Below are 16,055 nucleotides of genomic sequence, written 5' to 3' on the forward strand. Positions count from 1 at the left end.
CATATGTCACAAGCCATAGATTTCCAAAAAAGCGCATTAGAAACTTTGCGTGTCGAACAACAAGCAATTGAAGTTCTTGCTGCACAAATCGATGAGCGTTTTGATGTTGCATGTGAAATCCTTTTGCAATGCAAGGGACGTGTCGTCATTACAGGCATGGGCAAGTCTGGTCATATTGGTCGTAAAATGGCGGCTACCTTTGCATCGACGGGAACACCATCTTTCTTTATGCATCCTGGTGAAGCCGGTCATGGCGATCTAGGTATGTTGGTACGGGGAGATGTACTCATCGCAATTTCTAACTCAGGCAAGAGTGATGAAATTATGATGTTGATGCCTCTCATCAAGCATTTAGAGGTGCCTCTAATTACGATTAGTCGTGATGATAAAGGCCCAATGCCGCAAACGGCTGATGTGGCATTGACCTTGGGTGAGGCTGATGAGGCATGTCCTTTAGGCTTGGCGCCAACTTCAAGTACTACTGCAACACTGGTTTTAGGTGATGCTTTAGCGGTTGCATTATTGGAAGCACGCGGTTTCACTGCCGATGATTTTGCACGTTCGCATCCTGCTGGTGCATTAGGTAAACGCTTGCTTTTGCATGTGAAAAATTTGATGCATACAGGGATTGAGTTACCCAAAGTTCGCCCTGATACACCGATGAATAAGGTGTTGTATGAAATTTCAGATAAGCGTTTGGGTTTAACCACGATTGTTGATGAAAATGATACATTATTAGGTATTTTTACTGATGGTGATTTACGTCGCATGATTGACCAACAACAAGGTTTTGATGTGAACTTGCCTATTTCGGCTGTAATGACTAAAAATCCACTGACGATTTCTCAAGAGGCTCGTGCAGTAAAAGCATTGGAAAAAATGCATGAGAAAAAAGTGAATCAATTTGTGGTTGTTGATGATGCTAACAAGGTCATTGGTGTGATTGGTATGCATGACCTTATTCAGGCTGGAGTAAATTAAGCTATGGCATCTTATGCTTTACAAGAACAAGCGCGTCATTTACAAGCACTTGTACTTGATGTGGATGGAATTTTAAGTGATGGTTTTGTCACACTAACCAATTCCGGCGATGAAATTAAATCATTTGATATCCGTGATGGCTTGGGCATGAAGCTTGTCCAGAAAGCGGGTATGAAGGTGATTATCATCACTGGGCGTAAAAGCAACATCGTTGAAAAACGGATGTCAGATCTGGGCGTCGATTTGGTTTTTCAGGGCCGTGAAGATAAAGGCACTGCATTGCGTGAAGCTTGTGCTCAATTAGGACTCTTGCCCGAAGATTGTATCTATATGGGGGATGACTGGCCTGATTTGTCTGCATTCGCGATTGCAGGGATGAAAGTCACTGTGCCAAATGGGCATGAGGAAGTACGCCGTCGCGCTAATCTGGTAACTCAGGCGATGGGTGGTCGTGGCGCTGTGCGTGAAGTGTGCGATATGTTGTTGATGGCAAAAGGTGTTTACCAAGAACTGCTTGAAAAATATCTTGCCGTACCACATTAATATAGTGTTGATTTGCTCAAAGGTTAGGTAACCCTGTTTATGGATACCAAAGTTTTATATGTTGTCGCGGTTGTGGTCGCTGCTGTGAGCGGTGGCTATTACTATTATAGTGGCAAAGCAAAAAAGCTGGATGTTGATTCAGCCAAGAATATGACTTATTCAGCACAAGGTGTTCATTTAACGCAAACAGATGAAAAGGGGAATCTGTATATTCGGGCTGAGGTTAAACAGCTACAACAGAATATGCAATCAAAAACTTCTCAGCTTGATCAACTGAATGCGGTTATGTACAAACAGGGTAAACCTGATGCAACATTTTATGCCAAACAAGCAAATGGCTTTGATGATAATAGTAAAGTCATCTTGCTGGGCGATGTCGTTGCAACAAAATTGTCTGATCAAGGTAAAATGGAGTTCCACACTGATGAACTTACAGGTTACCCAAAAACAAGAGAACTCGAAACACAACATCAAGTCACGGTTCAATCACCATCCGCTGAGTTCGTGAGTCAGGGTTTAAAGGCTAATTTAAATAATGGTCAATATGAATTTTATAAAATTCGAGGAAAGTATGCGCCAAGCTCTTAATTCTAAATCTCGTTCTGCTTTCCTTAAACAAGCAACTTGTGCTGCTCTTGTTGCACTTTCTTCTGCAGCTAGCTTTGCTTTGCCATCAGATCGAAATCAACAACTTTCTTTGGTTGCTGATCGTGCCACCTATAACGATAAAACGGGTATAACAACCTATACTGGTAATGTCGTTATTGAGCAAGGGACGATGAAGCTTCAGGCGGATTCTCTTGTTGCAAATTTAAATAGCAAGAAAGAGATTCAAATTATCACGGCTAAAGGGCAACCTGCAAAATTTCAACAGCAAATGGATACCAACAAAGGTTTAGCGCGTGGTGAAGCACAGACGATTGTCTATAATGCAGATACAGGGATCATTACCTTAACGGGTAAGGCCTATCTGTATCAGGATGGCTCGAGTATTCGTGGTAATAGCTTAAAATATAGTATGAACAAAGGCGACGTTGAGGCTCAAGGTTCTTCGACCAATCGGGTACAAATTATTATTCCACCTTCTAGTTCAAAAAGTTTCCCAGGGGCGCGTGATTAATGGAACAGTCGGGACAGCAACCACAAACACTTTGTATTAAACACTTAGCTAAAAATTATAGTAAACGTTGGGTTGTAAAAGATGTGTCTTTTACAATGCAAAGTGGACAGATTGTGGGCTTGCTTGGGCCGAATGGTGCAGGTAAAACCACGAGTTTCTATATGGTGGTCGGGCTTGTTCGTATGGACAAGGGGGAGATCCATCTAGATAATCTTGATTTATCAGATCTTGCAATGCATGAGCGTGCACGTAAAGGGATTGGCTATTTACCACAGGAAGCTTCAATCTTTAGAAAGCTCACAATTGCTGAAAATATCATGGCAATTTTGGAAACCCGCAAAGACTTAAATAAACAACAGCGTCAGCAACGCCTTAATGAATTATTGAGCGATTTTAAAATCAATCACATTAAAGATTCATTGGGAATGAGTGTTTCTGGTGGTGAACGTCGCCGTGCTGAAATTGCACGTGCCTTGGCTGCGGATCCTAAGTTTATGCTTTTGGACGAACCTTTCGCTGGCGTTGATCCAATCTCTGTTGGAGATATTAAAGACATTATCCAAACGCTTAAAGATCGCGGTATTGGGGTGCTGATTACAGACCACAATGTTCGTGAAACTTTGGCGATTTGCGAGAAGGCATATATCGTGAGTGAAGGTTCTGTCATTGCAGAGGGTACTCCTCAAGAAATTTTAGACAATGAACAAGTGCGTAAAGTATATTTAGGTGACGATTTTGTCGTTTAAGACGTGCTAGTCGAAGCTTTAAAGAACCTAAGGGTTCTTTTTTTATGGTCGAATCGAAATTAAGGAAGAAAAAAATTGTTCACCGATCAGGAATTTTTGAATTAAGTTTTTGATAAATATTTATTTTATGGCGCTTATATGATTTTTATATTCTATGAAAGTGTGAACTGTTTTACAAAAATATAAACATATCAATAGATGAAATTATGTGCGGAACATAGTGTTTTTTATAAAAAAATGATTAAAATGAAAATGCTGAAATGATAACAATACGAAAAAAATATGAACTTGCAAAAAGATATAAAAGTGAATAATGGATTGTGGATAAAAAGTATAGATTTCAAGTGGTTACTTTATGTAGCAACCTTATCTGTGCCAATGACACATGCAACACCGCCAAGTGAGCAATATCACACTTTAAAGAACAATCTAACGAAACTGTTTGTTCCGCAAAGCAGCGATGAGTTTAAAGTTGCACAGATGCAGAAATTAAGTAATTTCTCTGTGGACTCTTCATTAGGTAGTGATTTACCCGTGGTTGGTTCTGGGCGTCCACAAGAAACGATTTCGACGGCTTTTTGGCAGAATCAACGTAAAATATTAAAAGATGCTGTACAGGTTGCAGTACAGCGGAACCCAGAGATTTCTCAAGGGATTTCAGCACTAGCTTCTCAAAATGCCAATATTGATGTTGCCAAATCAGGTTACTATCCACAAGTGGGTGGTGGAGTAAGCACTGGGGATCTGGGTAAGAAAAGTACCCGAGGACAGCAATTACTTACTTTGAGCGCGACGCAAATGCTCTATGACTTTGGCAAAGTGAAGTCTGGAGTCGATGTTGAAAAAGCAAAAGTCGTTGTTGGGCAAGCCAATGTCTTGGTTAAAATTGATGATATTTCATTAGATGTTGCACAAACAGTTATTAATATTCAGCGCTATCAGAAGCTTATACAGATTGCCAATCAGCAGATTGCTGGGATAAGACGTATTCAGGAAATTGCAAATCTACGTGCAAATGCGGGAATTAGTAGTCAGGCTGACCCGATACAAGCACAATCGTATTTGCAGTCGGCACAATCTGCAATGATCGCCCAGCAGTCTTTACTGAGTCAGTATCAACAGCATTTATATACCTTATTGGGTTTTGATACACAAAGTATACAATGGGTCATTCCAGATGATTTTGTTAAACAGTCTGATTTATATGCAGCACCGCAATTCAATACCATTCCTCAGATGATTGCCGCACAGGCAGGAATTGAAGTTGCACGTAATCAAAAATTACAAACACAGGTCAGTAATTATCCGACACTATCTGTAAAAGGAGAACTGAGTCAAGCTTTGTACGGTCGTAACCCCAATAACGAAAAAGAGGGTGGGTTTGATAGTGCCATTATGTTTGAAGCGACCAGTCAGTTCTACCAAGGTGGGGCGACATCTTCAAGAACCCGGGCTGCCAGTTTTGCTGAAGAGGCAGCAAAAGCACAGGTTAATGCCGTGTATTTAAAAGTGCTGGATCAAATCCGGACCAGCAGGGAACAAATCGAAAATAAACAACGCCAAATGCAGGTTTTGGCGGGGCAACAAGCGACAACAATACGAACAAGAGAACTTTACCAAGAACAATATAAATTGGGAACTCGTACTTTGGTGGATTTGCTCAATGCAGAGCAAGCGATTCATAGTGCGGACTCAGAGGCGGAAACAGCACGTTATGATATCTACAGCAGTATTGCACAATACATTGCTGCGACAGGACGTTCTCGTCAAGCCTATGACCTCAATAATATAAAAATCCAAGGATTTGAGGTACAACCATGATCACTACAAAAATAAATTATCAGCCTTGGTTACAAGCCATACTGACGATTGCAAAACATTATCGGATTGAACCCTCTGAGGAGCGGATTCGCTTACAACTTGACTGGAATCAAAATCAAAATTTAGACGAAGTCCTTATTTTGATTAGTCGACAGGTGGGGATGAATGTAAGAAGGATTGCATTTAGTGATGATGTCATTAATCCTTGGAGATTGCCTATACTTGTAGAGCTTGCAGATGGGCAAGTGGGGGTGATTGATAAAGCTGATGGCTCAGGGCATGTCAGTGTTCAACTGAGTGGCGATCAAGGTCTGTCGCAGAAATTTGCCGTTGGCGCACTGAAACATATCATAAAGAATGTTTATGTACTGAGACCAGAACAATCGGTGCCTGACGCGCGTATCGATGAATACATTAAACCTTATGAGCAAAGCTGGTTCTGGTCTATCGTATTACAAGACTGGAAGCGTTATATCGACATTATGTTAGCTTCGATGATTGCTAACATTTTAGCTTTGGCAACGATTATTTTTTCCATGCAGGTTTATGATCGGGTCGTACCATCACAGTCGATTCCAACGCTTTGGGTGCTTGCAGCTGGGGTGCTGATCGCTGCTATTTTCGAGTTTACGTTAAGGCTTTCTCGGGTTTATATTTCTGACATTATTGGTAAGCGTGCTGATTTACGCATTTCAGCCCGTGTCTTTGGTCACGCCTTAAGAATTAAAAATAGTGAACGCTCTAAGTCAACCGGAACTTTTATTTCTCAAATTCGTGAGCTGGAAGGAGTACGGGATCTCGTCACATCTACCACGATGGGCGCTCTGGCAGATTTGCCATTCTTCTTCTTATTCTTGGTGATCTTCGCAATTATTGGTGGTGATTTATTTTGGGTCATGCTCTTGGTGGTGCCTTTAATGATTTTACCTGCAATCTTGGCGCAAAAGAAACTGGGGGAACTTGCTCAAGAAGGGATGAGAGAGTCGTCTATCCGTAATGCGATCTTGGTAGAAGCCGTTCAAGGCATCGAGGATATTAAGCTATTACGTGCGGAATCTCGGTTTCAAAATCAATGGAACCACATGAATGAAGTCTCTGCGGATATCAGTATGCAGCAACGTAAGATTGTTGGTGTACTCACGGCCTGGACACAGAAAATTCAAGGATTGACTTATGCTGCGGTAATTCTGGTGGGTTGTTTTGCTGTAATGAAAGGCGATATGACGACGGGTGCATTAGTGGCATGTTCGATTTTATCTTCTCGTATGCTCGCACCGATTTCACAAATTACTGGGATTTTAGGCCGTTTACAACAGGCAAAAGTAGCGAAAAAGAGTCTCGATGAATTGATGCAGAAACCTGTTGATCAACCTGATCAAGCGCATTTAGTACACAAAGAAGTGCTGCATGGTGATTATGAGTTGAACAAAGTGGTATTCCAATATACTGAGGAAGATCCACGTCCAAGTTTAGTCATTCCACAACTTAAAATTCGAGCTGGTGAGCGGATTGCAATCTTGGGGCGTAACGGTGCGGGTAAGTCAACGCTACTACAAATTCTATCTGCAATGCAATTTCCAAACTCTGGTTCAGTACATTTAGATGATCTAGATATTAGCCTGATTGATCCGGCAGATGTTCGTCGTGATATGGGATTGCTCAATCAGAATGCACATTTATTCTATGGCACCATTCGTGAGAACCTGACGCTTGGGGCACCTCTAGCACGAGATGAAGATATCCTAAAAGTGCTCAAAGTGACTGGAGCACTTAGCTTTGTACATGAAAAGAAAGAAGGACTAGATCATTTGGTCTTGGAAGGTGGGGTTGGTTTTTCTGGGGGGCAACGACAAGCCTTGTTATTGGCTCGCTTATTAATTCGTCAGCCTAATATCTTATTGCTTGATGAGCCTACAGCTGCAATTGATGATGTCGCTGAAAAACAATTAATTGATCATTTAAAAAATTGGTTGGGTTATCGAACTTTGGTCGTTGCTACGCATCGACGTGCTGTTTTGGAACTGGTTGACCGAATTATTGTCATGAATGAGGGCAAGATCGTCATGGATGGACCAGTAGATCAAGTCTTACAACAATCAACGATAAAACAAAAAATAGTTTAATACTTAGAGGAAAATTTATGAGTGAACAACAACAAAACAGCAGCCGTTCGATGAATGTAACTTATAAGGAGCCTAAGTTACCTCGTTCGACGCTGGTTGTTTGGATGATTGGGATTGGTTTATTTTCACTCTTAATCTGGGCATGGTTATTTAATTTAGAAGAAGTTTCAACCGGTACAGGGAAAGTGATTCCCTCTTCAAAAGAACAGATTATTCAGTCACTTGAAGGCGGGATTCTAACCAAACTTGATGTCAAGGAAGGTGATGTTGTTGAAAAAGGACAAGTACTTGCCCAACTTGATCCAACGCGATTTGCCTCAAATGTTGGTGAGTCAAAGTCTTTGTTGGTTTCTGCACAGGCAACGGCAGCACGTTTGCGTGCTGAAGTAAGCGGAACAACATTGAGTTTTCCAGAAGAAGTGCAGCAGAATCCAAAACTTGTGCAAGAGGAAACAGCGCTGTATCTCTCTCGCCGTGCCAACCTGAATCAGTCGATTGAAGGCTATGAACAGGCGGCTAAATTGGTCCGTCAGGAATTGGCAATGACCGAGCCGCTCGTGGCAAAAGGTGCAGCCAGTGAGGTTGAAGTTCTACGTTTGAAACGTGAAGCCAATGATCTTAGTAATAAGATCAATGACACACGTAATCAGTATTATGTCAAAGCACGAGAGGAGTTGTCTAAGGCAAATACCGATATCCAAACCCAACAACAAATTGTCAATGGTCGGAATGACAGTTTGGAGCGTGCAGTATTTAAGGCTCCTGTTCGTGGGGTGGTGAAAGAGATTGATGTTACGACACTGGGGGGCGTGATTCCGCAAAACGGAAAGCTGATGACGATTGTTCCTTTAGAGGACAAATTATTGATTGAAGCACGCATTTCACCACGCGACATTGCATTTATTCGCCCTGGACAGGAGGCATTGGTCAAAATCACGGCCTATGATTATTCGATCTACGGTGGCTTAGAGGGAAAAGTAACAGTGATATCACCAGATACTATTCGTGATGAAGTGAAGCAAGATCAATTCTACTATCGTGTTTATATTCGTACGGATTCAGACCGTTTGTATAACAAAGCAGGTAAGGCTTTTAGCATTACGCCAGGTATGGTGGCAACGGTAGATATTCGTACAGGCCAAAAAACCATTATGGATTACTTACTTAAACCATTTAATAAAGCGAAAGAAGCATTGCGCGAACGCTAGACGATGTTGATTAAAAAACCTCGCTGTATGCGAGGTTTTTTATTTGTGGTGTAAAAAGCTATAATTATGTTTTAAGTTTATATTTGTTTTTATGCCATTTACCATTGCCAGTACGGTTACTTTTGAAGAAGACATTAAAAAAAGTCGTTTCCAAGCGATTGCTGCAGTTGTTGAAAATGAACAACAGGTGAAAGATTTTCTGGAACAGCATAAAGATCAGTCGACGACGCATCAATGTTGGGCGTGGAAAATTGGTCACCATGTTCGCTTCAATGATGATGGTGAACCTTCTGGTACAGCAGGTCGTCCAATTCTTGCAACCATTGAAGGCAATGAACTGACCAATGTGATTGTCTTGGTGAATCGGTGGTATGGCGGAATTAAACTGGGAACAGGTGGGTTGGTTCGTGCTTATGGGGGCTGTGCAGGACAATGCCTGCTCTTGGCTGAAAAAATAGAGTTGATTGAAAAGAAACAAGTTCAATTTGCCTGTCTATTTAATGAATGGGCGATTATTCAGTATGAGTTGATGCAGCAACAGATTGAGTATCAGGAAAGTTATACCGATACAGGGGTAGTGGTATTAGCCCGATTACAAGTGCATCAAATTGAAGCTTTGAGACTTAAACTCCAAGATGTGAGTCGGGGACGTGAACTGCTAAAAGTAATAGAGGAACAAGAACATGACGCATGATCCTTTATTAAAATATCGGGAACAGCATAAACAACGTTTGAATTATATGCCGTGGCTGTATTGGTCGCTAAAACCCAAGCATCGTGAATGGGCAGAAGCATGGCAAGCCGAATATCAAGCCTATTTGATGGAGATGGAAACCGTTGAAATTGGAAAGAACTGTTTTATTTCACCTTTAGCGCATATTTTTGCCGAGCGTGGTCGAAAAATTTCAATTGGGGATAATACTTTCATCGCGGCGGATTGTACTTTACATGGCCCTTTGGAAATCGGGAATGAAGTTGCGATTAATCATCATTGCATTCTGGATGGGGGAAGAGCTGGGATAAAATTAAATGATCAAGTCCGAATTGCAGCTTATAGCCATTTATATGCATTTGATCATGGGATGGAGATGGATCGTCCTATTTATCAGCAACCTGTTAGGTCTAAAGGAATTGAGGTCGGGCGTGATGTCTGGTTGGGAGCGCATGTTGGAATAAAAGATGGCATCAAAATTGGGCATCATGCAGTAGTCGGTATGAATAGCATGGTTACTAAAGATGTTGAAGACTATGCTGTCGTTGCCGGAAATCCAGCTAAAAAAATTCGCTATCGTACTGAATAAAAAGCACTAAAAAGCGTATGAGATTCGATACATAAATTTAACCTACCATGCTTTTATCTATGTTAAGTTAAAAATAAGTAGAAGACCTAAGGTATATACCTAGAGAGAGGCGAAAATGAACCGTGTAATTGCATGTATTGATTCTTCACCCTGCATTGATGCTTTGGCAGAGGCGGCTGTGTGGGTGGCCAGACAAACCCAAAGGGAATTAGTACTGTTGCAAATCTTGGACTATTACCCAGCGAGTTATCATTTAGGTGAAATCAGTGGGGTGATTGGTTTTGAGAGTAATGCTATGCTTCTCAAAGAACTTGCCGAGTTGGAACAAAAACAAAGTGAGTTAGCACTCGATTATAGTAATAATTTGCTGAAACATATTTCAGAAATGATTGAAAAACAGTACGGCTTAAGCAGTTCCAAGATTCAGGAAAAAGGTGATTTTCTAGAGCAAAGTTTTAATCTCCTCAATGAAAATGACATCGTGATTATCGGACGGGTTGGGGAACGGGCAGCAGAAAAAAATAAACCAATAGGAAGTAATGTTGAGAATTTTATTCGTGGTGCCAATTGTACAGTGATTACTGTCGGGGAACACTTCCAGCCACCAAAGCGTTTTATCTTTGCTTATGAATATTCACCGACCTGCCAAAAAATGTTGCAACGCATTGCACAAAGTGACCTGTTGAAAAAACTTCAGTGCCATTTATTGTATGTTGGGGATCACCCTGAAATGTTGGCGGAACCGGAAAAGTACTTGACCGATGCAGGTTTAGACGTGGTTTCTATTTATCGTTATGGCGATGTTGCCCAAAATATTCTTGAATATCAAAGAGAACATGATATTCAATTAATTGTCTTGGGTGCTTTCAGTCATAGTAAAATTCATCAATTCTTCTTAGGTAGTATTACAACCACTATTTTCCGTAATGCCAATGTTCCACTATTAGTGGCTAAGTGATTCATTTTGTTCCATATAGTTATCCGCAATTCCTGTGGATAACTATATGGAAAAGCACTAGAGATAAATATAATCTGTTGATATTACACAACTAAATTAAATAGGTTGTTTTTTAATCTCTATTTTACGATGGCGATGGCAAAACCATCATGTCCTTTCGAACCGACTGTCTGTAAAGCGGTGCAAGAGAGCAATTGAGGATGATCTTTTAGGGCGGTGAATGCCTTACGAATCCCTTCAATACTTGGCTTCTTGTTGTTTTCATCCAGAATCGCACCGGCACGGATGACATTATCCAACACGATAATCGTACCTGGATGAGAAAGTTGTAAGCTCAGTTCAAAATATTCACGATAGCTTTGTTTATCTGCATCAATAAAAATGAAATCAAAAGGCTCACTGTGATCCGCAATCAGTTGATTCATGATATCTGCACCACGACCTTTTTTTAGCTCAATACGGGTTGGCATATTGGCAAAATCAATATTTTCTTGGGCAATCATGACATGGGTATCTCGACCTTCAACGGTGAGTAGATAGCCATCTTCTGGTAATGCTTTGGCAAGCCAAATGGTGCTATATGCGCCAAAGGTACCCAATTCCAATACGCGTTTGCATTGGTTCATCTGAATCAGCATCTGCAAAAACATGCCTTGATTAGGCGCAACAGCCAAATGATTAGAAAAGCCCTGAGTATCGGTATTATCTAATGCATGTTGAAGTCTTGGGTCTGTGGGAATTAAATGTGAATTGATATAGTCATCAACCTCGGTCCACATCTGTTGCATAATCAAGTTTACCTATGAATCTGTTAGCTGCATTTTAAACATTTATACTCAGAGTGCAATTTGATTGCAGTAAAAAGGGATCATTTCGATCCCTTTTTACTGCGTTATTTACTTTTAGAAATTGCACATAGAGCTATTTCGGGTCAGATCAGGTCCCCAAGTACGGTAGCCTTGAGTGTCAATATGAATTTGGCCAGAACTATATAAGCCAATCCCTAAATCCAGACTTTGGCCATGCTGTGCCCAGAATTGGCAGAGCTTAAACTTGGTTTGTTCAATATATGCATAGTCTTGCGGTTGAGGATATTCAGGCCCGATACGAAAATCGATCGCTGAATTAAATAAATGCTTTGAAGAGCCAGCCCCGCCAGCACATTGGTTTAGAGGCAAATCGCGATAAACGGAAGTGACTTCAAAATCGGTTAAGACTTTGGCTGCGATTAAATATTTAAACACGCGAAGGGTTGATAGGGCATTCCCCCACAATTCACGGTTGGGTACCATATATTCTGTACGACCACATTTCTGCCAGTCACGTGCTGTACGTAATAACTCAAAACTTGGAATGATGTGTGCAACGTTATTTCGGTTCAGAAACTGTTCATACTCACGAACGCGCGCATAGTTATCACCTTGATTGAGCCATTGGCGATATGATGCGGGTTCAACTTTATTTGGAATCGGGCGAGTTAAGGTCACTTGTTCTTGTGGGATGTAAATTCTTTTACCTTGGTTTTGATTTACTTTTGTTGTGGAGCTGCTACAACCCACCATCATCACAGGGATGATAAATAATGATAATAGACCCTGTAATTTATTTTGCATGATAAAAAGGCAGTTCAAAATCTGTAGGTGTACTATTTTAATGCAAAATAAGCCATGAATAATGAGGTAATTGCAAAGAAATGTGTGATTCAGGTATAAAAAAGACCAGTAAAACTGGCCTTTCAAATTATTTTTCTAAATATTGCAGTTTGTCTGGCTTGCCGTTCCATTCTTCACGATCAGCAGGTTGTTCGCCAATTTGGGTGATATTGTTGCCAGCCCATTTCTCAGACAATTCAGCATTGAGTTCAATAAAGACTTCTTGACCTTCTGGTAATTCATCTTCAGAGAAGATTGCATTTGCAGGGCATTCAGGTTCACAGAGTGCACAGTCAATACATTCATCTGGATTGATGACAAGAAAGTTTGGACCTTCGTAGAAGCAGTCAACAGGACAAACTTCAACACAATCTTGATATTTACATTTAATACAATTTTCAGTGACAACGAAGGTCATGGCGGCAGCTACCTAAAAAATATGGTTTTCATCTTTAATGGTGTATTTTAGGCAAAAAATACCGACATAAACAATTCCTTTTATTGATATTTATTATTCGTATCAATGAAATGGACTTATTTATATGACTTTTGTTGATAATAACTCTCAAAAACAGCATTTATTTGGTCATTTTGACTTTTTCTTCAGCCCACCACCATCTTGTTTATTGACTGTTGCCCAAGCAATCCGCTCAGCTTCTTCTAGAGAGCGACCTTGTTCCAGTTCGCTTTGCTCAATATGTTTTGCTTGTCTTTTCTGTTTGGACGTATAAGCCGATTTATCACCACGAGACATGAGATTTTCCTCACAGAGGTATTGATCTCATACAGCAATAACATGATCAAGCCGATAACAGGGTGAGGGATTGTTGGTTTTAGTGCGCACTATGTAAATCAGCTCTGGCATAAAACCAGAGCTGATTTCGAGCGGATTAACTTTCGAGCGTCTGTGTTGTCTTGAATAAGGCTTTGAGTTGATACAATTGTTCAAGTGCCTGACGAGGAGTCAGATCATCAACATCAATCTGTTGTAACAATTCTAATGCCGGAGATTTGACTTCAACTTCAATCACTCGTTCAACCACCTGAGTTTCTATTTCATGTTCAACAGCACTGAATAAATCATTCTGTACGCTACTTTGCAAATGTTGATGTTGCTGTTTCTCCAGAATTTTTAAACGCTTCTGTGCCTCTTTAATCACATTGGCTGGAATACCTGCCAATTTTGCAACTTGTAAACCGTGGCTTTGACTTGCAGGGCCTTGTTGTACTTTATGCAGCAAGATTAAGTTACCATTCAGTTCTTGGGCGGTGACATGGTAGTTATCAATACCTGCTTCACTGCCAAGTTCAGTCAATTCAAAGTAATGTGTTGCGAACAGGCATAAGCATTTTACCCGTTTGGTCAGATCAACCACACAGGCCCAAGCCAAAGAAAGGCCATCATAGGTGCTGGTTCCACGACCGACTTCATCCATCAAGACTAAAGATTGACTGGTGGCATGATGCAAAATCTGGGAGGTTTCAGTCATCTCGACCATAAAGGTCGATTTACCTGTAGAGAGATCATCTGCAGAGCCAATACGGGTAAAAATTCGATCAATCGAACCTAATTTTGCCGACTTGGCTGGAATGAAACTGCCGCAATAGGCCAGTAGACTAATCAAGGCAGTTTGACGCATAAAGGTCGATTTACCACCCATATTTGGACCTGTAATGATCGCCATACGATGTTGGGTGTCCAAAAAGGTATCATTTGGTGTAAATGGCGCTTTATTTAAGGCTTCTACCACAGGATGGCGACCCGCTTGAATTTTGATGCCTGTTTCTGCGCTAAACTCAGGTCTTGCCCAATTGTTCAATCGGGCTTGATGGGCAAAGTTTGCCAATACATCGATATGTGCAATCGAGGCACTCATCATTTGTAAATGTGCAATATTTTGGCGTAACTCATCTAAAAGTGATTCAAACAGCAGTTTTTCACGGCTAAGGGCGCGTGATTCACTGGAAAGCACCTTATCCTCAAAACCTTTCAGTTCAGGTGTGATATAACGCTCAGCATTTTTCAGTGTTTGACGGCGAATATAATCGGCAGGTGCCTGTTCTGCCTGTGCACGGGTTAACTCAATATAGTAACCACTGACACGGTTATAGCCAATTTTTAAGGTATTAATTCCTGTACGTTCACGTTCCTTGATTTCTAGGTCAATCAGGAATTGTCCTGCATGATCACGAATTTTACGTAACTCATCCAGTTCATCGTCATAACCTTCTGCAATGACATTACCATCACGCAATAGCACAGGTGGATGTTCAACAATGGCAGCCATTAAATGTTGATGCAGGCTCTTAAAATCACCAAGTTCTTCATCTAATTGTGTTAACAGTTTAGATTGCTGTGTTTTTAATACAGGATCAAGAGCATGACGCAAGAATGGAATCTGTGCACATGCCTGACGCAATTGAACTAAATCACGTGGACGCGCACTTCCCAAAGCGACACGACTGAGTACACGTTCAATATCACCAATTTCTTTGAGCACTAAGCGCACAGGTGATTCGTGATAGCCTTTTAATAATTGCTCGGTTGCATCAAGACGCGCATCTAAAACAGCCGTATCACGAATCGGCTGCATCAAGGTCCGACTGAGTAAGCGTCCACCCATTGCAGTTTGGCAATCATTAATCAACTGGAATAAAGATGTGCCATGTTCAAACAATGGCTCAATAATCTCTAAGTTGCGACGGGTGATTGGATCAAGTGCAATAAAGTCGGTACTTTGCTCAATTTGAATAGAACGGATATGTGGTAAGGCCGTTTTTTGAGTTTCTTTCGCATAGTGAATCAGTGCTGCGGCAGCGGCTTTTGCCAGTGGAAGTGGATCTAAGCCAAATCCAGATAAAGTCGATACACTAAACTGATCGCACAAAGTCTTTTGGGCATTATTTAAATTGAAATCGACATTCGGGCGTTTGGTGATTGGGCAGTCCAGATTTTTCTTAATTTGCTCAATAATATTCTGATCCACCAGATCTTCATCGATCAGAATTTCACTTGGCATTAAACGTGCCAGTTCAATGGCCAATTGTTCAGGCTTATAGTCTTGTTGTTGAACTTTAAAGATTCCTGCACTCAAGTCGAGTAAGGCGAAACCAATTTGATTTTGTTGAATACAGAGCGCAACCAGATTCGACGATTGGTAACTTCCCAATAAAGCATCATCGGTTAATGTGCCTGGCGTTAAGATACGTACTACTTTACGCTCAACCGGACCTTTGCCTGTGACCTCACCAACTTGTTCGCAGATGGCGACAGTACGGCCAGCTTTGACTAAACGAGCGAGATAGCCCTCTGCTGCATGATAAGGTACACCTGCCATTGGAATTGGCTGACCACTGGCTTTGCCGCGATGAGTCAGGGTAATACCTAAAAGTTTGGCTGCTAAATGTGCATCTTCAAAGAAAAGCTCATAAAAATCGCCCATACGGTAGAACAGCAAAGCATGTTGATAGTCTGTTTTGACTTTGAGATATTGCTGCATCATCGGCGTATGTGATGAAAGATCAGTCATGATTTCAGCGCTATTCATGCGTATTAAACTCTTTAAAAATCAATAATATTTACTTTTGGTGATTGAACCAAT

The 16,055-nt window shown here is 41.0% G+C and carries 16 protein-coding genes; 11 read left to right on the forward strand and 5 right to left on the reverse strand.

What is annotated here, in order from left to right:
* Positions 1-3 precede the first annotated feature (3 nt).
* The 11 genes from F907_RS11615 (at position 4) to F907_RS11565 (ending at position 10,801) form a co-directional block, all read left to right on the forward strand.
* Positions 4-981: a KpsF/GutQ family sugar-phosphate isomerase gene (locus F907_RS11615; protein WP_016651811.1), complete on the forward strand. Its 978-nt coding sequence runs from the start codon at positions 4-6 to the stop codon at positions 979-981.
* Positions 982-984: 3 nt separating this feature from the next.
* Complete coding sequence (locus F907_RS11610) at positions 985-1,524, forward strand: KdsC family phosphatase (protein ID WP_005272095.1); 540 nt, start codon at positions 985-987, stop codon at positions 1,522-1,524.
* A gap of 39 nt (positions 1,525-1,563) precedes the next feature.
* Complete coding sequence (lptC, locus tag F907_RS11605; protein ID WP_016651812.1) at positions 1,564-2,112, forward strand: LPS export ABC transporter periplasmic protein LptC; 549 nt, start codon at positions 1,564-1,566, stop codon at positions 2,110-2,112.
* Complete coding sequence (lptA, locus tag F907_RS11600) at positions 2,096-2,644, forward strand: lipopolysaccharide transport periplasmic protein LptA (protein WP_005243179.1); 549 nt, start codon at positions 2,096-2,098, stop codon at positions 2,642-2,644. Before lptC ends, lptA begins: the two co-directional genes overlap by 17 nt.
* A complete protein-coding gene (gene lptB / locus F907_RS11595) occupies positions 2,644-3,390 on the forward strand; it encodes an LPS export ABC transporter ATP-binding protein (RefSeq protein ID WP_005243178.1) in 747 nt (248 codons plus the stop codon). The genes lptA and lptB overlap by 1 nt, the downstream gene beginning before the upstream one ends.
* A gap of 282 nt (positions 3,391-3,672) precedes the next feature.
* A complete protein-coding gene (locus F907_RS11590; RefSeq protein ID WP_016651813.1) occupies positions 3,673-5,211 on the forward strand; it encodes a TolC family protein in 1,539 nt (512 codons plus the stop codon).
* Positions 5,211-7,334, forward strand: a complete 2,124-nt coding sequence (locus F907_RS11585) for a type I secretion system permease/ATPase (RefSeq protein WP_032861997.1) — start codon at positions 5,211-5,213, stop codon at positions 7,332-7,334. The genes F907_RS11590 and F907_RS11585 overlap by 1 nt, the downstream gene beginning before the upstream one ends.
* Positions 7,335-7,351: 17 nt before the next feature.
* Positions 7,352-8,542: an HlyD family type I secretion periplasmic adaptor subunit gene (locus F907_RS11580; RefSeq protein WP_016651815.1), complete on the forward strand. Its 1,191-nt coding sequence runs from the start codon at positions 7,352-7,354 to the stop codon at positions 8,540-8,542.
* Positions 8,543-8,633: 91 nt separating this feature from the next.
* The gene (locus F907_RS11575; RefSeq protein ID WP_016651816.1) at positions 8,634-9,236 is read left to right on the forward strand and encodes an IMPACT family protein; all 603 of its coding nucleotides are present in this window, start codon (positions 8,634-8,636) and stop codon (positions 9,234-9,236) included.
* Positions 9,226-9,843: an acyltransferase gene (locus tag F907_RS11570; RefSeq protein WP_005272073.1), complete on the forward strand. Its 618-nt coding sequence runs from the start codon at positions 9,226-9,228 to the stop codon at positions 9,841-9,843. The genes F907_RS11575 and F907_RS11570 overlap by 11 nt, the downstream gene beginning before the upstream one ends.
* Before the next feature lie 115 nt (positions 9,844-9,958).
* A complete protein-coding gene (locus F907_RS11565) occupies positions 9,959-10,801 on the forward strand; it encodes a universal stress protein (RefSeq protein ID WP_005243166.1) in 843 nt (280 codons plus the stop codon).
* Positions 10,802-10,920: 119 nt separating this feature from the next.
* Here F907_RS11565 and F907_RS11560 read toward each other — a convergent pair whose 3' ends face one another.
* The 5 genes from F907_RS11560 to mutS form a co-directional block, all read right to left on the reverse strand.
* Complete coding sequence (locus F907_RS11560; protein WP_016651817.1) at positions 10,921-11,589, reverse strand: O-methyltransferase; 669 nt, start codon at positions 11,587-11,589, stop codon at positions 10,921-10,923.
* A 114-nt stretch (positions 11,590-11,703) separates the two neighbouring features.
* The gene (locus F907_RS11555) at positions 11,704-12,417 is read right to left on the reverse strand and encodes a D-Ala-D-Ala carboxypeptidase family metallohydrolase (protein ID WP_032861998.1); all 714 of its coding nucleotides are present in this window, start codon (positions 12,415-12,417) and stop codon (positions 11,704-11,706) included.
* Positions 12,418-12,541: 124 nt separating this feature from the next.
* Positions 12,542-12,871, reverse strand: a complete 330-nt coding sequence (fdxA, locus tag F907_RS11550; RefSeq protein ID WP_004652744.1) for a ferredoxin FdxA — start codon at positions 12,869-12,871, stop codon at positions 12,542-12,544.
* A gap of 168 nt (positions 12,872-13,039) precedes the next feature.
* Positions 13,040-13,207, reverse strand: coding sequence for a hypothetical protein (locus F907_RS18940; protein WP_016651819.1), 168 nt, complete (start codon positions 13,205-13,207; stop codon positions 13,040-13,042).
* Between the two features lie 136 nt (positions 13,208-13,343).
* Positions 13,344-16,001: a DNA mismatch repair protein MutS gene (gene mutS / locus F907_RS11540; protein WP_016651820.1), complete on the reverse strand. Its 2,658-nt coding sequence runs from the start codon at positions 15,999-16,001 to the stop codon at positions 13,344-13,346.
* Between the last annotated feature and the right edge of the window lie 54 nt (positions 16,002-16,055).

The organism is Acinetobacter colistiniresistens (genome assembly GCF_000413935.1).
GTDB lineage: Bacteria > Pseudomonadota > Gammaproteobacteria > Pseudomonadales > Moraxellaceae > Acinetobacter > Acinetobacter colistiniresistens.